The sequence below is a fragment of the Bradyrhizobium sp. 23AC genome, assembly GCF_054863025.1.
In genome coordinates, this window is sequence record NZ_JAVAYN010000041.1 from 1 (window position 1) to 24128 (window position 24128).

Sequence of the window (24128 nt, forward strand, 5' to 3'; positions counted from 1 at the left end):
AGAGACGTATTGGCTGCCCCTGTCGCTATGGTGCACGAGGCCGCCGCGATGGACAGGGCGTCGATCATGCAGGGCCTTCACGGCGCCGAGTTCGTCGTCTCCGACAATGATCGCGGCCTGAAAAGGCCAACATGCTCGAACGTCTCAACGAGGAGATCAGGCGGCGCAGGCGCGACGAGACTTGTCGAAAGTTTCCTAGGCTTGCGCGTCGTTGGCTATGGCGGTCAGCCCGGTGTGTTTAACGACTAGTCGCCCGCTTCAATTAGTTTGAAGGGATGTGTTTTTTGTGATTCGATTCCGTCGCGCGACGCGAACGACGGAGACAATCATGGCGACCAAGGAGATTTCGGTAAAGAAGTATGTTGTGCGGCTGAGCGGGGAGGAACGCGAACAGCTTGAGGCGTTGATACGGAAGGGCAATAGCCCGGCCCAGCGGCTGCTGAAGGCAAGAATATTGTTGAAGGCTGACGTCCCGGATGCCGGTGAAGGCTGGAGCGACAGCCGGATCATCAAGGCTTTGGACACCAGCGTTTCGATGGTTTATCGGGTCCGGAAGCAACTGGTGGAAGAGGGCTTCGAGGCAGTGTTGAGCCGCAAGCAACGGGCGACGCCTGCTGTGGCACGGATTTTTGACGGCGAGAAGGAAGCCAAGCTGGTTGCCCTGGCCTGCTCCAAGCCGCCCAAGGGACGCGTCCGCTGGACCCTTCGGTTGCTGGAGAACAAGGTCGTGCAACTCGGCATCGTCGATCCAGCGACAGCACAATCGGGCGCGCGCTTAAAAAACATCCTCCAGCCCCATCGCCGACAGTGCTGGGTTATCCCGCCGAAGGCGAACGGCGCGTTCGTAGCCGCCATGGAAGACGTGCTGGCCGTCTATACACGGCCGCACGACGGCGATTGTCCGCTGGTTTGCCTGGACGAGACATCCAAGCAACTGATTGCCGAAACGCGAGTGCCGATCCCGATGAGAGCGGGACGCCCGGCCCGCTTCGATTACGAGTACGAGCGCAACGGCACCGCCAATCTGTTCATGATGTTTGCTCCACTCGAAGGCTGGCGCCATGTCGAGGTCACAGATCGCCATGCCGCTGTCGACTACGCTCAGGTCTCGAAGGAGTTGGCCGATATCCACTTCGCGCGCGCCAAAATTATTGTTCTGGTGCGGGACAATCTCAGCGTCCAGAGCAAGGCTTCACTTTACCAAGCCTTTCCGGCACCCGAAGCCAGGCGGCTGGTCGAGCGCTACGAATGGCACTACACTCCAAAACACGGGAGCTGGCTCAATCTGGCCGAATCCGAACTCGGCGTTCAAACCAAACAATGCCTCGATCGCCGTATCCCCGACAAACAAACCCTGATCGAGGAAATCGCCGCATGGCAGAACGACCGAAACGCCAACCACACCAAAGCCGATTGGCAATTCTCAACCAAAAATGCTCGCGTCAAACTCAAGCAACTATACCCATCAATCTGACTGAATCGCCCGACTAGGAACGTTTGCCTCAAGTTGCTGGCCATTACGTGAATAAATGACACGCCACCATTCCATTTCCCTCGGGGAGCAGTTCAGGCGTCTTCTCCTTACAGACCGGCATCGCGTGCGGACAGCGCGGATGAAAGCGGCAGCCCAGTGGCGGCCGCTCTGCGCTCGGCACCTCGCCCTGGATCGTCTGGTGGCTACGCCCGGCCTCAAGGACGGGGTTTGGGACTGGAATAGCGAGCATCAGCGCCTTGGTGTAAGGATGCTTCGGGTTCGCATAGAGCTCGTCGCGCGTGGAGATCTCGACGATCGCACCGAGATACATTACGGCGATGCGCTGACTGACATGCCGCACCACCGCAAGGTCGTGTGCGACGAAGATCGAAGAGATGCCGAGCCTCTCCTGCAGCTCCTGAAACAGGTTGACCACCTGCGCCTGAATCGACACGTCGAGCGCCGACACCGGCTCGTCGCAGATCAGCAGACGCGGCTCGACTGCGAGGGCGCGGGCGATGCCAATTCGCTGCCGCTGGCCGCCGGAGAACTGGTGCGGATAGCGATCAATCATGTCATGCCGTAGCCCGACCATCTCGATCAGCTCCATCACGCGCGCGCGACGCTCCGCCCTTTTGCCATGCAGCTTATGGATTTCCAACGGCTCGCCGATGATGTCGCCGACTTTCATACGCGGATCGAGCGATCCGAATGGATCCTGATAGACCATCTGGATGCGCCTGCGTATCGGCCGCATCTGGCTCCGGTTATAGTTGGTGATGTCGACGCCCTCGAACACGATCTTTCCAGACGTGATCGGCAGCATCCGCAGGATGGCGAGGCCTGTGGTAGACTTGCCGCATCCGCTCTCGCCAACCAGCCCGAGCGTCTCGCCTTCATGCACCTGGAACGACACGCCATCGACCGCCTTGACGGTGCTGACCTCGCGCTGGAGCAGTCCACCGTAGACCAGGAAATGAACCTTGAGATCCTGAACGTCAAGAATGACGTTGGATTTCACTGCGCCACGCAGCTCCTCATGGGTCAACACGTCAGACATGGGGCGCCATCCAGCACGCATGCATGTGCTTTTCGTCGGCCTTCATCAGCTCTGGCACGTCGCGTCGGCAGCGTTCCATCGCCTCGCTGCAGCGCGGATTGAACGAGCAGCCGCTCGGCAGCTGCGAGAGGTTTGGCGGCTGTCCTTTGATTGGCACGAGTCGTCGTCCGGCTGGCTGGTCGAGCCGCGGGATCGAGGCCATCAGGCCGCGCGTGTAGGGATGCATCGGCCTACCGTAGAGATCGAGCGCGCTTGCCGTCTCGATGATTTTGCCGCCATACATCACACACACGCGATCGGCGTAGCGTGCCACCACGCCAAGATCGTGAGTTATCAGGATCAGTGCCGTGCCGGTCTCGCGCGTCAGCGCCTTCAACAGCTCGAGGATCTGTGCCTGCACAGTCACGTCAAGCGCGGTTGTGGGTTCGTCGGCGATGATCAGCTTCGGCTGGCAGGCGAGCGCCATCGCGATCATGATGCGCTGGCGCATGCCGCCTGAGAACTGGTGCGGATGAGCCGAAAGCCGGCTGCGGGCGTCGGGCATCCGCACGCGATCGAGCAGTTCTTTTGCCTTGTCGTAGGCCTTTTGCCACGTCAGCTGCTTGTGCAGGTTGATCGGCTCGGCGATCTGCTGGCCGATGGTCAGCGACGGATTGAGTGACGTCACCGGCTCCTGGAAGATCATCGCGATCCGGTTGCCGCGGATCGCTCGCATCTCGTCTTCCTTGAGCTTCGTCAGTTCGATGCCGTCGAAGATGATCTCGCCGGCCGTAATGCGGCCGGGCGGATCGGGCACAAGCTGCAGGACCGACAGCGCCGTCACGCTCTTGCCCGATCCGCTTTCACCAACGATGGCGAGCGTCTCTCCCGCGGCGACGTCGAAGGACACGTTGTTGACAGCGGCGAAGGCGCCGCGTCCGTGACCGAACTTGGTGGTCAGGTTGCGGACTTGGAGAAGAGGCTCACTCACTGAATGACTTACTCCGAGCTTTGCGGTAAAGGCTTCGCGGCGCAACGGGGGGACTCTCACGGAATCATGACAGTAGCGACCAGTGCCGCCGCTTCTTTGCATCGATGTGGCTTGCCTTCGCTCAATATCCCATTTTCTTCTTTAGATCCTGATCAATCCAGATACGGGCGTAGATCGGGCCCGGACGTTCGGCGCCGGCGCGCAACTCGCCTTCGTACCCCTTCACCCACGGCCACCACGCCGTATAGGCGTAGGGGGTCGGTAGCCAGAGATACGGCGCCTTGTCGAGCATCTCGGTGGTCATCGTCCGGATCAAGGCCTGACGCTTGTTTTCGTCGCGTTCCTGTAAGGTCGCTTCCATGCGCTCATCGATCTTTGGGTCGTTCCATTGTGATGCATTCCAGGGATTCCCGGTTGTGAAATTCTTGCGGATCGTCGTCGTCGGACTGGTATGGCCGCTACTCATCAAATAGCCAGGCGCGAGCGTCTTGGTCATCATCGCCGAAAGGAACGCCGCATACTCCATCGGCTGGATCTCCATTTTCACGCCGACTTGCTCAAGATAGGCCGCGATCAGCGAAATGAGGTCCATCTGGTCGGACTGCACGAGCAGACTTGCGTCTTGAAGGTGAAGCCATTCGGATAACCTGCTTCGGCGAGCAGCTTTTTCGCCTTGGCCGGGTCGTACTTGAACAACTCCTGGACACTGGCCGGTTGTTCGTTCAGAGGCTGGAAGTAGCCGGTATACTCTGGATGCTGCGGGTAAGCGAACAGCTCCGCATTCCCATTGTAGTACGACTTGATGATTTCTTCCTTGTTGACCGCTATGTTCATGGCGCGTCGGACCCGGATGTCGTCGAACGGCTTCTGATCGACGCGCATCGACAGGAATGTGCCCGTCGGGTTGAGCCAGCGGTTCCACTTCGGAGCCGGCGTACTTTTTTTCAACTGCTCGGCATCTTGCCCAACGGATGGACTCCATGATGTCCAGCTTGCCGGTGCGAAGTGCAGTGTTGCGCGTCGCTTCATCCTTGATGATTCGGTACACGACCTTGTCGACGTAGGGGAGCTTGAACTCCTTGTCGTTGATTGTCTCCTTGTCCCAGTAGTCGGGATTCTTCTCGTAGGTCTGAGAGTTGCCCTGAACGTAATCCGTCAGCTTGAACGGGCCGGTGACGTTCTTCCAGTTCGCGGCGCCCGCGTCCACGACCTCCTTGGGTATGATGGCGGAGTAATAACCGTAGCCGAAACGGTAATCCCATTCGGCGTTGAACTTCGACATCTCGAACACGACCGTGTACTTGTCTTCTGCGCGCACGTCCTTGATAAAGTCGAAGTACTTGGCGACTGCCTTCGGGCTGGTCGACAGGCGCTTGAAGTCGAACACAACGTCGTCTGCGACAAGCTCACGCTTTGCCATCACGCCCGGCTTTTCAGGAAACATCACGCCCTTGCGCAGCGTGACCTTCATACGCAGCAGATTCTCGAGCCACCCCCACTTCTCCGCGAGTTCGCCGCGAATCAACTGCGAGGGGATGTACACGTCGGATATGAAGCTGTTCGAGCCGCCACGGGATTTGGCCTTGGACAGGTCGGCGGCAAAAAGCTGCTCGTAGACAGCGCCGGTGTCCTGGTTGTGCTTCCACGGCCAGTCAGCGCTGTCGAACGACAGTGCCGAAAGAGTCGCACTGACTGTCGATATTTCCAGGGTGCCGCCGTATCTCGGCGTCTCAAGTTTGGTCTGGGACCAGGCGAAGCTTGTGGTGAGCACGAGGCTAAGCGCGCTGACACTGGCGAGACGACGCAACGTCTTGGTGTGCATGATTTTCTCCTAGAACGATTTCTTCATAGCTTAACGATGGCCACGCATGCGCGGGTCGAGCAGATCGCGCAGTGCATCACCGAACATGTTGATGCTGAACACCACTAATGTGAGGGAGATGCCGGGCGCCAGCGCCATCCAAGGTGCGAGATACATGTAATTGCGCGATGAACCGGTGAGCATGCCGCCCCAGGACGGCGCCGGCGGCGGGACTCCCAGCCCGAGGAACGACAGCGAGGCTTCGGCCAGAATGACCGCGCCGACGCGCGTCGTGAACAACACGATTACCGGCGGCATGACATTCGGCAGGATGTGCCGCCACAAGATGCGGTTCGTGCCGGCGCCGATTGACTGTGCAGCGTGGATGTAACTTTGCTCGCGCACCGAGAGCACGGTGCTGCGGATAATGCGAGATCCGGCGATTCCAAGAAAGCAGCCGAGTATGACGATGACGGGGAGCATGCCAGGGCCGACCACCGCGACCACCACGATCAGGACGACGAGTTCGGGAAAGCTCATCCAGGCGTCGACGAAACGCTGGACCAGCATATGGAACCGGCCGCCAAGGGAGCCCGTGGTAATGCCGAGAACGATCGAAATTGACGTCGCAAGGCCGGCCGCCGAAAGACCGATGATGACGGAGAGGCGCGCACCATAAAGAATGCGGGAAAAGATGTCGCGACCGAGATTGTCGGTACCGAACCAAAAATGCGAGCTCGGCGGCTTCAACCGGTTCATCGGCATGATCTGGTTGTAGCCGTAAGGCGCGAGCACGTCGGCGAAGACGGCAGCGAACAAGAAGACCAGACAGATCACCGCGCCTGGCGGCCCCAAGCGGTTTCTCGCGAAACAGGCGAATGAAAAATTCGGACACCGCGCTCGGACGCTTGGTCGCTGCCTGACGGATCGCAACCGAGATATCGGCGGGCTCGATGCCAGCAACTTCAGCCATCAGCGGCTCCTTACCTTGGGGTCAAGGAAACCGTAGCTCACGTCGACCAGCAGATTGATGAACACGATTGCCACACCGAAAACGAGGAATACGCCGGTGATGGTCGGGTAGTCGCGCGAGCTCACAGCCTCCAGCAGCAATTGGCCCATACCGGGAATGACGAAGATCTGCTCGAGGATAACCGCGCCGCCGATCAGCGCACCGGCCTGCAGACCGACCAAGGTGATGACGGGAATCAGTGCGTTGCGGAGAGCATGGCGCATCACGATGGTGCCGGTGGAAAGCCCCTTCGCCTTTGCCGTGCGGATGTAGTCCTGCCGCATCACCTCCAGTATCAGCGTGCGGTCAGCCGCATAGTGATTGCCGAGAACGCCGCGCCGAGGATCAGCGCCGGAATGAGCAGCTGCAGGAAATTGCCCCAAGGGTTTTGCGATAAGGGAATGAATTTGACCGAGGGCGACCATCCCCACCAAATCGACGGGAACACCATCACCAGCGTGCCAATCCAAAAGCCTGGAATGGCGAGCGCGAGAATCGAGAATGTGCGAAGGATATAGTCGCCAATTGTATCCTGCTTCAGCGCAGCATAGACGCCGACCGGAATGCCGACGATCACCGATACAATGAGCGCGAGGATGCCAAGCTCGAATGTAATCGGCAAGCGATGAAGGATTTCTTCCATCACCGGAGTGTTGGTCCACAGCGAATCGCCAAGGCTTCCTCTGAACAAGAGCGCGCCGATCCACTTGAGGTATTGGATATATATCGGCGAATCGAGCCCAAGCGCAGCCTCCAGTTGCTCCCGGCTTTGCTTGGCTGCACTCACATCGTTCTGCGACAGCATCAGGTCGGTGATGTTGCCGGGCATCAGCCGAATGGTAATGAAGACAATAAGGGAGGCGAAGATCAGCGTCGGTATCAGCGCAAGCAAACGTCGTATGATGTAACCCTGCAGAACCCTCGCCAATCCCTCAGCCTTCGCGGATCGGCGCGCCGCAGATGTTGTTGCGCCGCAAACCAATTCCCGCCTAGGGCCGTCCTCGCCCGTCTTGCAGAAGCAGAGATCCTCCAGCTGAACCAGTACGGAGATGGTGAGGCGGTCGACAGAAGGCTCTTGTCGTTCAAGGAAATATTATCTGACTGCTAGAATGAATTTCACTGATGTAGCGCATTGGATGGCCGTAATTCTGCCCCAAGAAGGGCAAATACGAAGGACCGCTGGCGGAGCGGCTGGCGCGGCAAGGGCATTGGCGATCTTCCGTCGCGAAATCGATATCAGCATGGCCCAGATCGGCGCGACCAAAATCGCCGATCTCAGCCCGCAGTTCCTTATGTGGAGCGAGAAGCATTATACTCCAACTGGCGCTAAGGGTGCCGACAATCGAGCTCGTGCGACAATAGAGTGAGGACGTATTTGGGTAGCTCATGAATGGCTTGCCCTCCTCCTCGGGAGATTCGGCTCTCTTAGAGCGTTTCACATTTTGACTGAAGCATAACCGGCGTTGGCGAAGTAGTTGGCGCATTCGCGAGGCTGGATGTCGTGGACGAGGTGACCGATGTGGCGCCAAGTGTCCTCGATGGTGCGCTTCTGAGCTTGCCGCATCCAGTGTTTGATCTTGGAGAAGGCCTGTTCGATCGGGTTGAGGTCGGGCGAGTATGGCGGCAGGTACCAGAGCCTGGCGCCAGCAGCCTGGATCATCTGCCTGACAGCTTTCGACTTGTGGCTTCCGAGATTGTCGAGAATGACGATGTCGCCTTCGCGCAGGGTTGGCAGGAGAAGGTGCTTCACATAAGCGCGGAAGCATTCGCCGTTGATCGGGCCGTCGAAGACGCAGGGTGCCGTGAGTTGGTCATGGCGGAGCGCGCCGAGGAATGTGAGGGTACGCCAGTGACCATGCGGGGCGAAGCCGCGCAGGCGTGCTCCTTTGGGGCCCCAGCCCCGTAAAGGGGCCATGTTGGTCTTGATCCAGGTCTCATCGATGAAGACGAGCCGGCCCGGATCAAGTCCGGCCTGCCAGGATCGCCAACGCTGGCGCCTACGCGAGACGTCGGCGCGAGCCTGTTCGAGGGCGAACAGTGTTTTTTTTGAACCGCAGCCCTTCCCGGCGCAGGAACAGCCAGACCGCGTTGTGTGAGACCTTGACCCCACGGGCTGCCAGTTCCGCCTTCAGACCATGCGGCGTCAGGTGCGGCGTCTGAGTGATCCGGTCGACGATGAAGGCGCGGTGCGGATCAAGCACGGGCTTGCGGTGACCGCCCATCTTGCCAGGCACAACCGAGCCGGTCGCCCGCTGCCGCTGTGACCACTTCACAACTGACGAGACCGCAACACCAAACCGTTCCGCCACAGACCGGCAGCTCTCGCCCGCCAAAACCGACGCCACCACACGCTCGCGAAGATCCAGGGAAAGAGGTCGGGTCATGCGATGCTGGCCTCCAATCCAGTCAGCATCTTGAATCACAATCCGCCAAAAACCGGAATCCCCTCCGATTCAATTAAGCAATGAAAGGCTCTAACCGCGCCGGCCAAGTCCTGAGCTCCGGTTGCTGACGCATCCGGTGCTGGGAGAGATCAGCCGAAGTCCACTTCGACAGGGTTCTCAACGCGCCGGCGGGCGCTAGCGGAACGCCTTGCAGCCTTCGCCAATGCCAGGTTTCCCCAGGCTCAATCCTTCAAGAGGAGCCGCTTCAGGTCTGCCGGGAAGAACACCGAGCTTGCGTGGGCAGCCACGTCCTGCGCGGTGTAGAGCCCTTTGGGATGGAAGCCTTCCGTCATCAACATCTTCACTTCGGATATCTCTTCTCCCGATACGGCGAGGACCTTACCCGAATGGTCCGACGCCAGGTCGGAGGCCATGATGAGCACGCCGGGAGCGACGTTCTCGGGACGCAGGATGGGATCGGGTTCGCCGTCGCGGATGCCTGGAACATCCGCCCACATCCGAGTGACCGCGTTTGGCGCACCCCCATAACGCGGATTCCATATTTGCGGCCCTCGATGGAGAGAACTCGTAAGCCATAGATGCGGGCCTTGGCCGCTCCGTAGTTTGCTTGACCAAAATTTCCAAAAAGCCCCGACGTTGAGGACGTCATAATGATCACACCTGACCGACCATTATCTCTGAGCCACTTCCAAACCGGTAACGTGCAGCAGTAGGTCCCTTTCACATGAACCTTGACGACGAGGTCCCAATCCTCTTCGGACGTCTTGGCAAATGTCCGGTCGCGAAGGATGCCGGCATTGCAGATCAGGATGTCGACTCCGCCGAAAGCTTTGATCGCGGTTCTGAGGATATTGTCTCCCCCGGCTGGGGTGGATACGTCGTCGCCATTGGCCACAGCGCGCCCGCCGACCGCTACGATCTCAGCAACCACTTTCTCAGCGGCGGCGCTTGCACCGAGCCATTCACTGTGCTTCCGAGGTCGTTGACGACGACGGCCGCCCCCTCCTTGGTGAACAGCTTTGCATAAGCCTCACCGAGACCGCGTAATCGCCACCCTGCCGTCCAACAATCCCATCCTATTCTCCTCAAGTACTTGCATCGTCAGCAGCGTGGCTACTGAAGCACGATTAGTCCGGTCTGGATAACGGTCGCGCGGTTTAGAGGAGATCACTTCGCTGGGGCAGACGAACTTGTCGCCCTCGATAGATCCGCAAGATGCTCTCTGTTCGCGTCAGCGCCCTTTGAAATGGGGCTTTCGTTTCTCGGCGAAGGCCGCAATGCCCTCCCTGTAATCTTCGGTCATGCAGGTCAACGCCAACTGATCGAGGTCCATGTGACTCGCGAGATCGTCAAGTGCACCGGCGAGACGGTTGACCGTTTGCTTGGTCATGGCGACCGGAATCGCCGGCTGGGGCGCTATCTTCCCGGCGAGTTCCATCGCAGCCTGAAAGCTCCCACCGGGTTCCGTAACCTGCTCTACCAATCCCCACTCGTAGGCCTCTGCCGCGGAGATGCGCTGGTCGGCGAGGATGATCGCCTGCTTCGTTCGCGCCGGACCGATTAGCTGCAGCATACGCGGAATTGTATGCCAGCTCATGTTCATGCCAAGTGCGATCTCAGGTACACGGATGTGGGCGTCCTGTGCTATGAATCGAAAATCAAGGGCAACGGCGAGCGCGATGCCGCCGCCGATGCAAAATCCTTCGATGGCGGCGATGGTCACTTTGTCCATCTCGTACCAAGCGCGGGTTAGCCGAGATCCGGTCCGCAGTTGGCGGCGCAGCGCGGCCATGTCCAGCGCTGCGTGCGAACGGTCCTCACCTCCTTTCAGATCGGCGCCGGCGCTGAAAACCTTCGCGCCGGTCAGGATCACGACTGAGGTTTCGGTGTCGTCGTCGAAACTTTCAGCAGCCTCCGTCAACTCGCGAATTGCGTCGGCAGAAAGCGCGTTAATGCCATCGCCGCGATCGAACCGCACCACGGCAATGCGTCCCTGCGGCCCAAGCCCCTTCTCGATTTCCACGAAATTCGCCAAGATCACCGCTCCTTGTGGCTGCGCCGTGCCCGGCTCTTCTTGCGAGAAGTCTCATGGCGCTGCCGGAGCCCCGTTCCGAAGAAAGCGCCGCCGGCATGTTTAGCCAGCGGCCGTCTTCATCCGGGATATCCGTTCGTCTCGCAGCTGAGTCCGACGGACCTTGCCGGCCTCATTGCGCACAGGCTCATCGACGAACTCGATAGTGCGCGGACGCTTATAGGACACCAGCCGTTCGGCTAGATGCGACAGCAACGCTCCCTCGCTCAGGCCCGCGCGAGCGTGCACAATCGCGTGGAGGGACGAGCCCATGTCCTCATGAGGCAGGCCGATCACAGCGCTTGAATGCACCAGCGGGTGCTCGTCGATCGCCGCCTCGACCTCAGCCGGATAGACGTTGGAGCCGCCAACCAGGATCATGTCGGTACGACGATCGCCGATATACAAGTAGCCGTCGGCATCAAAATGGCCAATGTCGCCCAGACTTTCCCAGCCACCAGGCAGGGTGCGGGGATTTGCGCCGACGTAGCGATACGAAGGCGTAGCGTCCTCCGGACGCCGCATGTAAATCTCGCCCACCTCGCCTGGCGGCAGCACGTTCCCGTCGGCGTCGAAAGACTTCATATCGCCCATGCACACGCGGCCGACAGAGCCGCGACGGTCAAGCCATTCGCTTCCGGTAATAATGGCAAATGCGATGCTCTCGGTTCCGCTATAAAGCTCCATGATCACCTCAGGCCCCAACCATCCGATGAAGGCCTCCTTGAGCCACGGCGGGCAGGGCGCGGCCATGTGCCAGAGCGTTTTCACGGTCGAAACGTTGTATCGAGCTCGCACTTCCTCCGGTAGTCGCCAGATCCGACCCATCATAGTAGGAACCATGTAGATCCACGTCACCCTATGCCGCTCGATCTCGGCCAGTACGGCCTCCGCGTCGAAGCGCGGCATCAACACCAGGTGGGCGTCCCTTACCAAGGCTTCCAGGGCGAACCAGAAAGGCCCGCTATGGTAGAGCGGCCCGGGAATCAGTGCAGTGTCGCCCGGCCCCAAGCGCCAGAGCGACAAGTTATCCGGCTCAGGAGGCGTCACGCCGCGCGAGCCCGCAAGAATCAGCTTGGGCCGGCCGGTCGACCCGCCGGAGGTCAGAGCACAGCAAATCGGGGGCACTCGCGGCTCAACGGGCCGATCATCGTCGGACAGCGAGAGCAGGTCATCGACCGTGACGCGCTGTCGGCCTATCTCGAGAGTCGGCAATGCAATCACCACTTTGGCATCGGAGAGCTCGATGATGGCCTGCAGCTCGACTTTTGGTAATCGAAAGGACACCGGTTGCGGCGTCGCACCCAGCTTCCAGATGCCGAAGCAGGCCTCAATGAAGTCAACGCCGTTAGGCAACCCGATGGTGACGAGATCGCCGAGCTTGACACCCAACATCTCCAAGGCACGGGCGATGCGGTTCGCCCGCATTTCCAACTGGGCGCAGGTCAGGGTAATCTCCCCGCAGCTGACCGCGGGAGCGTCGGGCGTCGCCCGAGCGCGGCGAGACAACTTCTCGCCCAACGAGATCATGTCTTCAGTCATTTTCCGCTACAAAACTTCGCGTTGGTTTCGCTTAGGTCCGGTGCACGAGCAATCGCCATTCGGTACCAAGAATGGTCTGCGAACAATTACCTGATCTTGCCGAGGAAATGCGGCGACCTGCACCCTCGCTGCACAGAGATTCCACGAATTTTGTTCGCTTCACGCAGAAGTACATCGTGGGCGCGGATGGTAGGAGCTGGAGCGTGATAATTGGCTGTCATCAACTCAAGTAGTCGTGACTTCTCACGGTTGTACAAGATGCGCTTCAGCGGATCGACTGTTGAGAATTTGGTCGAGTCGATCACACCGGCTTCTTTGCGAGCACGCGCGGAGATTTGATTGCGCTGCTGATGTAATGTAAAGGTACAGGCTTTTCGTTTGCGACGTCACTCATGGACGACTTGGTTACGCAATGATTTGGCGCCAATGACCAAATGCGCTTCGAGATGCGCAGCGGTCTCAACGCGATACGAACCATCATGTGTTGCCAACGCCGCGCAGCCGCTCCGAGCGCCGCCGTAACAACTCAACAGTAATGAGCACGGCGACGGAGAACAGGATCAGCACGGTGGCAGCGGCAGTGATGGTCGGACTGATCTCCTCGCGGATGCCGGAAAACATGGCTTTCGGCAAGGTGCGCTGCTCGGCGCTGGCCATGAAAAGGGCGACCACCACCTCGTCGAAGGAGGTGATGAAAGCGAAGAGCGAACCGGAGATCATGCCCGGAATTATGAGCGGCAGGGTGACCTTAAAGAAGACCGTGGTCGGCGGCGCGCCAAGACCAGCGGCGGCACGGGTTAGCGCGTGGTCGAAACCCGTCAGGGTCGCGGTGGCGGTGATGACGACGAAGGGGGTGGCCAGTGTGGTGTGCGCGAGGATCAGCCCGATATAGGTGTTGAGCAGCCCGACATCGGCATAAAGGAAATATAGGGCTACCGCGGTGATTACGACCGGGACCACGATTGGAGAGATCACAGGCTCACCACCGCAGCGCGCAACGGGAAGTTCGGTCGGCTGAGGCCGAGCGCGGCAAGAGTACCCAGCACGGTGGAAAGCAGCGTCACCGCCACCGCGATGAAAATCGAATTATACAGGGCGCTCTGCCAGCGAGCAGTCAGGAAGAACTCGTCATACCAGCGCAGCGAGAGCCCCGGCATCGGATAGCTAAAAAAGGGCACGGAATTGAAGGAGAGCGGGATGATCACAAGGATCGGCGCAATCAGGAACAGCAGCACCGCGCCACCGATGAGCACCAGCCCTTCTCCATCGGACAGGCAAAGCCAGACGCGGCCATCGTTCTCACCCCATCTTGATACGGTCGGCGCCGACCAGCTTGATTGAGCCATGTGTCGGCGCCTCAAAGCCGGCGAGCATCATAAGGGTTGTCGTCTTACGCCGGAAGGCCCAAGCATCGTCAGAAATTCGCCCCGCTTGATCATCAGGTTGAGATTTTTAACGACGAGCGTTTCGCCATCGTAGGTCCTCTGGACGTCAAATAATTTCACAAAGCCACTGCCTGGCATCGACCCCCCTCCCTCTACCGGACCCGGCACTGCTGGGGGCGCCCGTCGACGGCCAAACCATTATCGTCTTGCTGACGGATTAAAGCCTTCTGCCCACCGGCGGAAGCAGTTTCATGCTAGACGCGCCGCTAAACTCTCGAGTTTTGCTCATTGGCACCGAATTTCAGCTGTTCGAGGCATAATGAGCCAGATCGATGTCGCTTGGAGGTGCCGCGATTTTTCTCATCGAGAGTGCGCGGCACCCTAGCAATCAATTCCTAGAACTCCGGTGCGAGATTGGGAGCGGCCGCACTCATACTTGTAGTAGACCTTGCGAAGTCTTCAGGCCAAAGCGGCTGGCTTCGCACAACACATCTTCGATGCCACCTTTTTATGTGGTCGTCCTTATGCGACAGCCAGCTGATGTCGGGGCCGGCCGGGTCGTTCATAGTGAGCTCTCGGAAACAACCCCATCAAAGCACGAAAATCTCGTTGCTGATGATGTTCTTTTGAATCCTGTCGGGTTAAAAATAGGGCACAATCGTTGCGCGGCCTCGCTTATGGCGCTCCGGATCCATTTCGAATCCTCGCCTAAAATGAATGATCAGTTCATGATCGCGCTCTGCAACCGCACCGCTTGAGCGCGAAGTCCAGCGATGAACGCTCGTTCAAGGAGCGGCCGCGCGGTAACGGCCTCAACCGCAGGGCTGTCGCCAAGCGGAGAAAGCGAAGCTTCGTCCATGACGCGCGATCGTGTCCAAGGTGTTCCGTTCAACGCGCTGATCAGGACAAGCACATTTTTGCGGGGCTTTCTCCACAGCTCGAGAACGCTCAACTGCCCCCCCTGCCTCAGTCCGGCGCATGCTAACTCGCGGAATGAAGCTCGGGCCATCATCCAAACAGCTAAGCGCTCATCAACGCCGTTGGGTCTCAGAAGATCTCGAAAAGGCCAGCAGCGCCCATGCCACCGCCGACGCACATCGTGACAACGCCATACTTCACGCCGCGGCGCTTCCCTTCGTACAGGACATGCGCGCTGCAGCGCGCGCCCGTCATGCCGTATGGGTGCCCGATGGAGATCGAACCGCCCGAGACGTTCAGCTTCTCGTTCGGAATGCCCAGTTTGTCGCGGCAGTAGAGCACCTGGGACGCGAAGGCCTCGTTCAGTTCCCAAATACCGATATCATCGATCTTGAGGCCGGTGCGCTCCAACAGCTTCGGGATCGCAAAGACCGGGCCGATACCCATTTCTTCGGGCCGGCAGCCCGCTACCGCCATGCCACGGTAGGCGCCCAGTGCCTGCAGACCGCGCTTCTCAGCCTCCTTGCGCTCCATCAGCAGGACCGCGGCCGAGCCATCAGAGAGTTGGCTGGCGTTGCCGGCTGTGACGAATTTCCCCTCCTTCACGTAGCGGCCGCCGCCCTTGAACACGGGCTGAAGCTTCTTGAGGTCGTCCAGTGTCGTCTGGGGGCGATTGCCCTCGTCGGCGGAGATGGTGATCTCCTTGTCTGCGGTCTCGCCGGTCTCCTTGTTGACCACCTCCTTCATGATGCTGGTGACCGGGACGATCTCATCGGCGAAGCGGCCCTCCGCCTGGGCCTGAGCCGTGCGCCGCTGCGACTGCAGGGCGTATTCGTCCTGCGCCTCACGGCTGACGCCATAGCGCTCGGCCACGAGTTCGGCAGTTTCGATCATCGAGACCCAGAGCTCGGGCATGTGTTCCTCGAGCCAAGGGTCGAACGCTTTGAAGCGATTCACCTTATCGTTCTGCACCAGGCTAATCGACTCTACGCCCGCGCCGATCGCGATTGATGCACCATCGTTTACGATGTATTTGGCCGCCGTCGCCACGGCCATGAGTCCCGAACTGCACTGCCGGTCAATGCTCATGCCCGAAACGGTGCTCGGCAGACCAGCGCGCAGAGCGGCTTGGCGGGCGACGTTAAAGCTGGTCGTGCCCTCCTGCATGGCTGCGCCCATGACAACGTCGTCGATCTCGCCGGGATCGACGCCGGCCTGGGTTACGACGGCGCGGATCGATTCGGCGCCTAGAGTCGCACCGCATGTGTTGTTGAACGCGCCGCGGTAGGCTTTGCCGATTGGAGTACGTTTCGCGGCGACGATGATGGCTTCACGCATGGGAGGAGATGTCCTTTGGTTAAATCCGCTCATCCAGGCTTCCGCCAGATGAGCGGGTTGTAATGCTACGCCAGTTAGGGCGTCTTCCGGAGCTGGTCGAAGTTGGCGAACGTCTTGCCGCCGGCGACCAGCTTCTCCAGCAGGGGCGCTGGCTTGAACTCGTCGCCCATGATGGCGTGAAATTCCTTCATCTTGACCAGAATCTTCTCCAGTCCGATCTGGTCGGCATAGTACATCGGCCCGCCGCGATAGACCGGCCATCCGTAGCCGTTGACCCAAACCACATCGATGTCAGAGGCCCGGAGCGCCTTTCCTTCCTCGAGAATTTTCACGCCTTCGTTGATCATCGGAAAAATGCAGCGTTCCATAATCTCCTCATCAGAGATCTTGCGCGGGCTCTTGCCCGATTTGGCGATTAAGTCCTTGATGATCTTCTCGGTGACCGGCGAGGGCTTGGCGCTGCGATTTTCGTCGTAATCGTAATAGCCGGCGCCGGCCTTCTGGCCCAAACGTCCGATCTCGCAAAGCACCTCACGCAAGGTGGAACTCTTCGATTCCTCCATCACCCACCCGAGGTCCAACCCGGCCAGGTCGTTCATCCGGAAGGGGCCCATTGGGAAGCCGAAATCATAGAGCACCCGGTCCACGTCCCAAGGGCTCGCGCCCTCCAAGACCAACTTCTTGGCCTCGCGCTCGCGCTGGTTCAGCATACGATTTCCGATAAAGCCGTGGCAGACGCCGGCCAGCACCGCGACTTTCCCGATCGTCTTAGCCAACTTCATGGAGCTCGCGATAACATCAGCGGCGGTCTTTTCACCGCGGACCACTTCCAGCAGCTTCATCACGTTTGCAGGCGAGAAGAAGTGCAGGCCGATCACGTCCTCCGGACGCCTGGTAATCGAGGCGATCTCGTCGACGTTCAATTCCGAAGTGTTGGTGGCTAGGATTGCGCCAGGCTTGCAGATCCGGTCGAGGTTGGCGAACACCTGCTTCTTGATGTCCATACGCTCGAACACCGCCTCGATGATCAGGTCGCAATCGGTGAAATCCTCCAAGCTGAGCGAGCCGGTGAGCAGGTCCATCCGTTGGTTCACCTGCTCTGGCGCCAAGCCGCCGCGCGCGGCCGTCCGCTCGTAGTTCGACTTGATCACGCCCAAGCCGCGGTCGAGCGCGTCCTGCTTGATCTCGACGATGGTCACGGGAATGCCGGCGTTGGCGAAGTTCATGGCGATGCCGCCGCCCATTGTACCCGCGCCTAAGACTCCAACCTTGTTGATCGGTCGCGTTGGGGTGTCGTCAGGCACGTCAGGGATCTTGCGTGCCTGACGCTCGGCAAAAAAGTAATACCGCTGAGCAATCGACTGAGGTCCGGCCTCCAGCTCGGCGAAGAGCTCGCGCTCGACCGCCAGGCCCTCCTCGAAAGAGTTCGAGTTCACGGCGGCCTCAATGCAGCGGATGTTGTACTCGGGCGCCAGGAAGCCGCGGAACTTCCGGGCATTGAGCTTTCGGAAGTTCCCGAAGATCGCCAGATGCCCTTTGGCGGCCTCCAGCTTGGCGTTGTTCTCGCGGACCTTCACGAGCGGCCTGCCCTCCGCGAGCGCCCTGCGGGCAAAGGCGATGGCGCCTTCCTTCAGCTCGCCCTCTTCGACGATCTCGTCGACCAAGCTCATGGCCAGCGCTTCACTGGCGGGCACATGGATGCCCGAGGTCACCATCTCCAGCGCCCTCTCGACGCCTACGATGCGCGGAAGTCGCTGCGTGCCGCCGCTACCGGGCAGAAGGCCCAGCTTAACCTCAGGCAGGCCGAGCTTGGCTTTCTGGGTCGCGACCCGAAAATGGCAAACTAGTGCCACCTCTAACCCTCCGCCGAGAGCGTTCCCATGAATCGCAGCAACGATGGGCTTGGGCGAGTTTTCCAGCGCCGCCAGCAACTCGTCCCACCCCGGCGTCTTGGGCGGCTTGCCGAACTCTGTGATATCTGGCCCTGCAATGAAGGTGCGGCCCGCGCAAATCAAAACGATCGCGTTCACCTGCGGATCGGCGATTGTGGCGTTGATGCATTCCACGATACCGCCACGCACTACAGCGCTCAGCGCATTCACGGGAGGATGGTTGATCGTGACAACAGCGATTGTGTCATAACGCTCGAACTTGACTACCTTGTCCACGTTATGCCTCTTGAGTTTGTATTCTGTTCGCAGCGAGGCGGCTTCGGTGATCGCCTGTCACCGACTTGCGTCCCCAGGGTAGGGTCCTTGATGCGCCGGATCCGCACCTTGGAAGCGCCATCGCTGGCAATGCCGTACCACTCGATGCCAACAAGTAATTTTGGCGCAGTCCCACTCTTATGCGAATTTCGTTCACTTCGTAATTGCCATCAATGGTCCGGCTCGGACGCACATGTCGATCAGAAGAAAGGGTCGGTATACTGCGAGCGGATCGTCCAGATCCTCTGGCCGCTAACGATGTAATGCTGCACGGGAATCGATTTCGCTCCGCCGCGTTCCTTGGAACGTGCGGAACATGCCAGGGCTTCTTGCTTTGGGGTACGCCCAGGCGACCATCTCGTTTCGTGACAAACATCGGTCTTCAACTATTTCTCGGGATACGCGATCGCACGAGAACTGACGCTTCTCTTCGCGGAACTCGCGCTCTTCTTTCGTGAACGAGACGTTCATAAATCTTTCCCGTAAGCAAAATTCTGTTGCACCCATCCGACCAATCGACCCGTTTCGCGCCCACTTGGCTGCCCGGCAAAGTAAATAGAGAGTGCCGACGCACGAAGGGCGCAAAAGTCGGGCTAAATTCGAAGAAATTCTGCAATCTGCGAGCGCGTCGTACGATTCGGCTATTGACCTCGGCCCTCGGGGCTGCCCTGCTCATCGCTCCTCTCAGAGGACACCACGACGATGGTCATCGGTTGAGCCAGATATTTTCTGCAAAGTTATAGCCCATCATGCCGCCGGTCGGGATTGGCCGCAGACCCTTCAGCTTGTAAGCACCAGATGGCGTCCGGCGCGGGCCCCTTCGAAGCTCGCGACGAGATTCGGCAGCTCCGGATGGGCAGATCGGTGCGGAAGACTTTGGCGATCAAAGCTGAGGAGAGATGCCTCAATGGGACAGGACCGCGCGAAGGAATTGCCGAGTCCTTTCGTTCTGCGGATCCGTGAAGATCTGCTCTGGAGCTCCTGTCTCCACAATCCGCCCGTCGGCCATGAACATCACACGGTCCGCGACATCGCGAGCGAAGTTCATTTCATGCGTGACGATCAGCATCGTCATTCCAGTGTCCCGGGCGAGTTGCCGGACGACGTTCAGTACCTCCCCGATGAGCTCCGGGTCCAGCGCAGAAGTGATTTCATCAAAGAGCATGATCCGCGGTCGCAGCGCGAGAGCGCGCGCGATCGCGACCCGCTGCTGTTGACCTCCAGATAGCTGGCGCGGGAAGGAACTCGCCTTTTCCACGAGGCCGACTGCTCGGAGAAGTTCCATCGCCTGCGCCTCTGCTTCGGTTCGCTCCATCCCAAGCACTTGCACAGGCGCCTCGATGATGTTCGCCATGACCGTCATATGGGGAAAGAGATTGAACTGCTGGAACACCATTCCAATCTGGCGCCGCACCTCTCTGATGTGCGCTGGACGATCAGGCACGAGCTTTCCCCCAACCCGCTGCAGCCCAAGCAGTTCGCCGTTGACCTCGATCGTCCCACTGGTCGGCGTCTCGAGCGTCATGAGAAGGCGAAGGATCGTCGTCTTCCCCGAGCCGCTTGGTCCGATGAGCGCCAGCTTCTCCCCCGCGGCGACGTCGAAGCTCACATCCTGCAGCACTTTGATCTCGCCGAAACTCTTCGAGATCGAGGTGAAACGGACCGACGGAGGATCAGCTATCTTGGCGTTCGCGGTCACGAGGAGGGTGTCCTGGAGCTGAGATTCGTTTTCCGACACGTCAGACAGCGGCATAGCGCCTCTCCACAAAGCGGACGAGCTCAGCCGCTATCAGGCTCATCACCAGGTACAGGGCACCTACCAGCGCAATAGGCTCGTAATAGCGGAACGAGAGGCTTGCCTCATTGAGCGCCGTGCCCAGCATGTCCTGGACCGAGATCACGGCGAGATAGGGGACCGACTTGATGGTGCCGATGAGATAGTTCCCGAGCGGAGGGACGACCTTGCGCGCAGCCTGGGGCAGGATGATCCTCATCCACGTCCTGCGCGGATCCAGACCGATAGCGATCGCCGCCTCCCACTGTGTTCGTGGTACCGCTTCGATGCCGGCTCGATAGACTTCAGAGGTGAATGTCGCGAGATGCAGGCCGAGAACGGCTACGCCGGTGACCTCGGCGCTGAGAACGATCCCATACTGCGGCAGGATGAAGAACGGCACATAGAGCTGGATCAACGGAGGCGTCGTTCGAATAAAACTCGTAAATTGGTCGACCGCGCGTGCCAGTGCCGGTGTCAGTGCCAGTCGCACGACCGCCAAGATGAGACCGCCGACAAGAGCGACGGCATAGATGGCGAGCCCCAGCTTGATGGTCACGACAGTGCCACGCAGGATGGCGGGCAGGATCTCCCATGCATAGCCCCAGTCGAAGCTCATATGGGCCGCTCCGTTGCGAGGTCGCTCAGCCCCCCCGCGATCAGGCGCGTCCTCCGTTCGAGATGCCGGGTCAAATGCTTCAGCGGGAGAGCAAGGACGAAGTACGTGAACAGGAGCGCCATGTAGACCTCCAGCGCGTGTCCGCGCTGTTCGACGAACAGATTCCCCGCGAAGGTCAGGTCTGTCAGGGCGATCAGTGACACGAGGGAGGTGGCCTTCAACATCTCGATAAGCTCGTTGCCGAAGGGCGGGAGCATCAGCGGAATCGCCTGCGGGAGCACGATCCGTCTCAGCGTCTGCCAACCCGTCAGGCCGAGCGCGACCGCGGCGTCGCGCTGCCCACGATCAATAGCGACGATACCCGCTCGAACAATCTGCGATCCGTACGCCCCCAAGTTCAGCCCGAGCCCGACCACGCCGACCATGAGAGGACTCAGCCGGAGGCCGAGCAGCGGCAGCACGTAGAACATCACGAAGAGCTGGACGAGCGCGGAGGTTCCGCGGAACGTCTCGATGTAGACCCGCGCGAGCCATCTCACCGGCCGCCACGGAGCAAGCTGTGCCGTGCCGGCCAGGAACGCGGCGCACAACGCCACGAGCGAGGCTAGTACCGTGACCTCGATCGTGATGAAGAGGCTTTTCGACAGCGCGGATGCGATGTCACGCCACAGGCCGAGATCCTCTAGTTGCACAGGGCGGCAGCCGTGGTCTTCGGCACCTCGTTTTCACCCAAGCCGTATTTTCCCAAGAGGACTAAGAGCTGGCCGGATGATTTCAGCTTCGCCAATTCCTTGTTGTACGCATCCCGAAAGTCGGTGTCCTGCGGCCTGAACGCCACCGCGGAGTGGTACTTGATCGTGTTGCCCGACGCGTCGACGGGATCGGCATCGACAATCTCGAGGTTGGGATTCGGGTTGTTCTTGAGGTACTCGACCTGCACCAGCTTGCCCGCCGACGTGAAGTCGGCTCGACCGGCAGCCACGGCGGCGGCACTGCCGAACTGCTGGAACTGGAGGATCCGCGAGTCGGGTATGCCGAGGGCCTTAGCCATATTGATGTCGGAAGACCCCGTTCCGACGGCGAAGATGGCCTCGGTCCGGACCACGTCGGCCCAGCTATGGAGCTTCTTCGGATTGCCCTTTCTCACGATGAAGGCGCCGCCGATCCACGCGGCGGGGTCGCCGAAGGCAACTTGGGAGCAGCGCTGTTTGGTAATGGCCAACCCCGCTGCCACCACGTCGAACTGACCTGCGTTAAGACCCGGGATCAGAGACCCGAAAGCCGTCTGCACGGGTTCGAGATTCGTAATGCCCAGCGATTGCATACAGGCTCGTAACACATCGACGTCAATACCGGTCGGCTTTCCGTCCGCGCCAAGGTACCCAAATCCAGCCAGACCGGCGATGCCGACCTTGATGCTTTTCGAGGCGATGGCCTTGCCTAGCGTGCTGTTGGGATTAGCCGCGACCGCTCCTTCGGCTGACGCAATCTTTGATCGCGCGACTGCCGTAATAGCCATAGCTGCAGCGGCACCCCGCAAAATGCCCCGGCGATTAAACTGGGCAACCAAATCTATGCACTGCGGCCTCCCTTGAGGCGCTGGACGCTTGTTGTCCATGACGATTTCCTTCCCCGCTAGCCCGTCGAACGCGAGCGTAAAACTGAGGCATCATAAAAAGAGTCCGAGATGAATTACTGCATTGATTTGCGCTTTATGCTTGAGATCTGCGTTCTCGCGGTTCCTTTTGAAGAATTTTGGATGAGATTCCACTCGCCGGACAATAACGCAAAGCTCTGGCTTGCGCGCGTTGATCCGATGCAAAAGGCACGACGTGATCCTGGCAATCGTGCGCTAGGCGGTGGCTGCCTCCGGAGCGCGCTCCGCACTCGTTCGCACGTTCGAAAGCAATCAGCCCTTTTGGCTCTCGTCAAAGCCGATTGGAGGGTCATGAATTGCCGGCACCTGCTCCTTTGACCGCTTCTGAATTCGCCGCGAGCATGCAGGATCGATCCGTTTTCTTCGTCTCCTTGACTTCGTGGCTTTCCTCACGCGAACAGCGAAGCAGAACCGCTCAGACGGAAAGAAACGTAGATTGCGCGTTCCGCCATCGTCGCCGGAATTTTTTGCTGGGATGAATATAAGTCCGGAACCGCACTGGCTTGGATTTGAGCACGCGGATCTGTTTCATCAGCATGGCCTGGTCCTCATACTCGTCGCCATGCAGACCGGAGGCTGAGCGGGCCGGTTAGCCCCTTGCCATTCTTGAGGCAAACCGCTGAACCATGGGCTGATGCGTCGACGGAATGACAAAGTCGAAGAAAACCGGCCAGCCGCCCGGGCTTCTCGAATTCAACAGGCATTGTCGTCGTACCAGTCTCAAGAAGTGCGCTGTGAGGAAGCTCACGTCGAGAGTGCGCACTAATCATCGAACTGCAGCGGCGCGCCAACCCGATCGCTCCAACAACTCGATATTGGCAATGCAGCCGAGCGGCTGCGGCTGAGCCTGGCGCCAGTCACAATCCATCCTGTGGGACTTACTGGATGGAAGGTATCCGCCACAGTCGGTTCAGCTTGACCGGCCGCGACGACGAACGCGCGGCCGATCCGTCCAGCTATCCCACCCCGATGACTCCAATCGAAGCGGGAGTTCTCATCACGCCTTCTTCCGGTAAGCCCAGCAATCGATCTCGACGAGAGCACTATTCCACAGTTCATGCACGGCCATCGTCATCCGAGCCGGCGGACTATCGTCCGATGCGGAGGAGAACACTTTTGTGTATTCCGCTTGCATCGCCTCGTAATCGCTCCACTTCACCAGATAAACGGGCCTTGACAAGGTCTGCGGCGGTGAGCCCGTTCGCTTCAACGATTCCAGGAGATTCTTTAGTGCTTGCCCGGTCTGCGCAGCAACTTGCGACGCCCGGTCACCGTCGGCGGTAACGAGCCCGCGCGGCCCCGTACCCAACTGGCCCGCCACATTCAAAAATCGCCAGCCAACGGGTGGGCTACAAGGAATCTCCTTACTCATTTGTGTTCGTACCGTTCCTAAATGGTGGATTTCGAATGCGAAAAGGCGAGAGGAACTGATCAACCTCCAGGAATTCTATTCTGAACATCGCGCTGATTTTCACCATCATACGAAAGATGAAGATAGCGCCCTTTCATGCCCCGCGTCCCGAGCGTCTGGCCGCGGCCCAAACTATAGGAGATTGCCAGGTTAGTGTGTCCCCGCCACCTGCTCCCAGACGCGGAAGAAGTTGCCGCCCATCACCTTTCCGACTTCGTCAGCCGAGTAGCCCTGAGCCAACAAGCCATCAGCGATGGCGCGGAAGTTCGCCTCTACACCGAATTCGGCCATGTATTCGTAATGTGACGCACTTCCCACGCCGCGGACAAGGTCGCTGCCGATGCCGAGGTGATCGATGCCGACGAGGCGCTTGATGTGATTGCAGTGGCGCACGAGGTCGCTCAAGTGAGGCATCCACTCGCGGACGAGGATCATGCCGATGACGCCGCCCTTCGCCGCGATGGCCCGGATCTCTTCGTCCGTG

The 24128-nt window shown here is 59.6% G+C and carries 21 protein-coding genes and 4 pseudogenes; 3 read left to right on the forward strand and 22 right to left on the reverse strand.

All coding sequences use genetic code 11. The features are described from left to right. Window positions 1-249: hypothetical protein (locus RAD10_RS40775; RefSeq protein ID WP_461621872.1), on the forward strand; the 249-nt coding region annotated here is incomplete at its 5' end. A gap of 79 nt (window positions 250-328) precedes the next feature. Continuing rightward, window positions 329-1474: an IS630 family transposase gene (locus tag RAD10_RS40780; protein WP_461621873.1), complete on the forward strand. Its 1146-nt coding sequence runs from the start codon at window positions 329-331 to the stop codon at window positions 1472-1474. Window positions 1475-1517: 43 nt separating this feature from the next. Here RAD10_RS40780 and RAD10_RS40785 read toward each other — a convergent pair whose 3' ends face one another. The 7 genes and pseudogenes from RAD10_RS40785 to RAD10_RS40815 form a co-directional block, all read right to left on the reverse strand. After that, window positions 1518-2534 carry an ABC transporter ATP-binding protein gene (locus RAD10_RS40785; protein WP_461621874.1) on the reverse strand — a complete coding sequence of 339 codons (1017 nt, stop codon included), beginning with the start codon at window positions 2532-2534 and terminating at the stop codon, window positions 1518-1520. After that, on the reverse strand, window positions 2527-3504 hold the full coding sequence (locus RAD10_RS40790; protein WP_461621875.1) for an ABC transporter ATP-binding protein: 978 nt from the start codon (window positions 3502-3504) through the stop codon (window positions 2527-2529). Before RAD10_RS40790 ends, RAD10_RS40785 begins: the two co-directional genes overlap by 8 nt. 573 nt (window positions 3505-4077) lie before the next feature. Further along, window positions 4078-4533 carry an ABC transporter substrate-binding protein gene (locus RAD10_RS40795; protein ID WP_461621891.1) on the reverse strand — a complete coding sequence of 152 codons (456 nt, stop codon included), beginning with the start codon at window positions 4531-4533 and terminating at the stop codon, window positions 4078-4080. Beyond that, a pseudogene (locus tag RAD10_RS40800) lies at window positions 4454-5326 on the reverse strand (ABC transporter substrate-binding protein); the annotation flags it as partial. The pseudogene RAD10_RS40800 and the gene RAD10_RS40795, both read right to left, overlap by 80 nt. Window positions 5327-5356: 30 nt before the next feature. Then, window positions 5357-6268 carry an ABC transporter permease gene (locus tag RAD10_RS40805; protein ID WP_461621876.1) on the reverse strand — a complete coding sequence of 304 codons (912 nt, stop codon included), beginning with the start codon at window positions 6266-6268 and terminating at the stop codon, window positions 5357-5359. A gap of 9 nt (window positions 6269-6277) precedes the next feature. Further along, window positions 6278-6601 (reverse strand): ABC transporter permease, encoded by a 324-nt coding sequence (locus RAD10_RS40810; protein ID WP_461621877.1) that lies wholly within the window; start codon window positions 6599-6601, stop codon window positions 6278-6280. 11 nt (window positions 6602-6612) lie between these two features. After that, window positions 6613-7245: an ABC transporter permease gene (locus tag RAD10_RS40815; RefSeq protein ID WP_461621878.1), complete on the reverse strand. Its 633-nt coding sequence runs from the start codon at window positions 7243-7245 to the stop codon at window positions 6613-6615. A gap of 181 nt (window positions 7246-7426) precedes the next feature. Between RAD10_RS40815 and RAD10_RS40820 the strand changes: the two genes are divergently transcribed. Beyond that, complete coding sequence (locus RAD10_RS40820) at window positions 7427-7684, forward strand: alpha-hydroxy-acid oxidizing protein (protein ID WP_461621879.1); 258 nt, start codon at window positions 7427-7429, stop codon at window positions 7682-7684. Between the two features lie 68 nt (window positions 7685-7752). Here RAD10_RS40820 and RAD10_RS40825 read toward each other — a convergent pair. The 15 genes and pseudogenes from RAD10_RS40825 to RAD10_RS40895 all read right to left on the reverse strand — a co-directional run. Further along, a protein-coding gene (locus RAD10_RS40825; RefSeq protein ID WP_461621880.1) for an IS630 family transposase occupies window positions 7753-8701 on the reverse strand; the annotation gives its coding sequence in 2 pieces (ribosomal slippage) (window positions 7753-8364 and window positions 8366-8701; 948 coding nt in all). Between the two features lie 242 nt (window positions 8702-8943). Continuing rightward, window positions 8944-9797, reverse strand: a pseudogene (locus RAD10_RS40830) (SDR family NAD(P)-dependent oxidoreductase). 156 nt (window positions 9798-9953) lie between these two features. Further along, window positions 9954-10757 carry an enoyl-CoA hydratase/isomerase family protein gene (locus RAD10_RS40835; protein WP_461621881.1) on the reverse strand — a complete coding sequence of 268 codons (804 nt, stop codon included), beginning with the start codon at window positions 10755-10757 and terminating at the stop codon, window positions 9954-9956. Between the two features lie 99 nt (window positions 10758-10856). Then, window positions 10857-12335, reverse strand: a complete 1479-nt coding sequence (locus RAD10_RS40840; RefSeq protein ID WP_461621882.1) for an AMP-binding protein — start codon at window positions 12333-12335, stop codon at window positions 10857-10859. A 477-nt stretch (window positions 12336-12812) separates the two neighbouring features. After that, window positions 12813-13609, reverse strand: a pseudogene (locus tag RAD10_RS40845) (ABC transporter permease). Between the two features lie 46 nt (window positions 13610-13655). Beyond that, a pseudogene (locus RAD10_RS40850) lies at window positions 13656-13858 on the reverse strand (ATP-binding cassette domain-containing protein); the annotation flags it as partial. 583 nt (window positions 13859-14441) lie between these two features. Next, complete coding sequence (locus tag RAD10_RS40855) at window positions 14442-14672, reverse strand: hypothetical protein (protein ID WP_461621883.1); 231 nt, start codon at window positions 14670-14672, stop codon at window positions 14442-14444. Between the two features lie 95 nt (window positions 14673-14767). Then, window positions 14768-15976 carry an acetyl-CoA C-acyltransferase gene (locus RAD10_RS40860; protein WP_461621884.1) on the reverse strand — a complete coding sequence of 403 codons (1209 nt, stop codon included), beginning with the start codon at window positions 15974-15976 and terminating at the stop codon, window positions 14768-14770. Window positions 15977-16050: 74 nt separating this feature from the next. Beyond that, window positions 16051-18144, reverse strand: coding sequence for a 3-hydroxyacyl-CoA dehydrogenase NAD-binding domain-containing protein (locus RAD10_RS40865; RefSeq protein WP_461621885.1), 2094 nt, complete (start codon window positions 18142-18144; stop codon window positions 16051-16053). A gap of 943 nt (window positions 18145-19087) precedes the next feature. After that, a complete protein-coding gene (ehuA, locus tag RAD10_RS40870; RefSeq protein WP_461621892.1) occupies window positions 19088-19864 on the reverse strand; it encodes an ectoine/hydroxyectoine ABC transporter ATP-binding protein EhuA in 777 nt (258 codons plus the stop codon). Window positions 19865-19922: 58 nt separating this feature from the next. Then, the gene (gene ehuD / locus RAD10_RS40875; RefSeq protein WP_461621886.1) at window positions 19923-20576 is read right to left on the reverse strand and encodes an ectoine/hydroxyectoine ABC transporter permease subunit EhuD; all 654 of its coding nucleotides are present in this window, start codon (window positions 20574-20576) and stop codon (window positions 19923-19925) included. Next, window positions 20573-21268 (reverse strand): ectoine/hydroxyectoine ABC transporter permease subunit EhuC, encoded by a 696-nt coding sequence (gene ehuC, locus RAD10_RS40880; RefSeq protein ID WP_461621887.1) that lies wholly within the window; start codon window positions 21266-21268, stop codon window positions 20573-20575. Before ehuC ends, ehuD begins: the two co-directional genes overlap by 4 nt. Then, on the reverse strand, window positions 21259-22194 hold the full coding sequence (gene ehuB, locus RAD10_RS40885; RefSeq protein ID WP_461621888.1) for an ectoine/hydroxyectoine ABC transporter substrate-binding protein EhuB: 936 nt from the start codon (window positions 22192-22194) through the stop codon (window positions 21259-21261). Before ehuB ends, ehuC begins: the two co-directional genes overlap by 10 nt. A 1036-nt stretch (window positions 22195-23230) precedes the next feature. Beyond that, window positions 23231-23605, reverse strand: coding sequence for a RidA family protein (locus RAD10_RS40890; protein ID WP_461621889.1), 375 nt, complete (start codon window positions 23603-23605; stop codon window positions 23231-23233). A 189-nt stretch (window positions 23606-23794) separates the two neighbouring features. Beyond that, on the reverse strand, window positions 23795-24128 hold a 334-nt coding region (locus tag RAD10_RS40895; RefSeq protein ID WP_461621890.1), incomplete at its 5' end, for a membrane dipeptidase.

Coding starts and splice junctions, on each gene's coding strand:
- RAD10_RS40780 (WP_461621873.1), top strand. CDS start 329: ATGGCGACCAAGGAGATTTCGGTAAAGAAGTATGTTGTGCGGCTGAGC.
- RAD10_RS40890 (WP_461621889.1), bottom strand. CDS start 23,605: ATGAGTAAGGAGATTCCTTGTAGCCCACCCGTTGGCTGGCGATTTTTG.
- RAD10_RS40820 (WP_461621879.1), top strand. CDS start 7,427: ATGAATTTCACTGATGTAGCGCATTGGATGGCCGTAATTCTGCCCCAA.
- RAD10_RS40785 (WP_461621874.1), bottom strand. CDS start 2,534: ATGTCTGACGTGTTGACCCATGAGGAGCTGCGTGGCGCAGTGAAATCC.
- RAD10_RS40810 (WP_461621877.1), bottom strand. CDS start 6,601: ATGCGGCAGGACTACATCCGCACGGCAAAGGCGAAGGGGCTTTCCACC.
- RAD10_RS40795 (WP_461621891.1), bottom strand. CDS start 4,533: ATGAAGCGACGCGCAACACTGCACTTCGCACCGGCAAGCTGGACATCA.
- ehuD (WP_461621886.1), bottom strand. CDS start 20,576: ATGAGCTTCGACTGGGGCTATGCATGGGAGATCCTGCCCGCCATCCTG.
- RAD10_RS40860 (WP_461621884.1), bottom strand. CDS start 15,976: ATGCGTGAAGCCATCATCGTCGCCGCGAAACGTACTCCAATCGGCAAA.
- ehuB (WP_461621888.1), bottom strand. CDS start 22,194: ATGGACAACAAGCGTCCAGCGCCTCAAGGGAGGCCGCAGTGCATAGAT.
- RAD10_RS40840 (WP_461621882.1), bottom strand. CDS start 12,335: ATGACTGAAGACATGATCTCGTTGGGCGAGAAGTTGTCTCGCCGCGCT.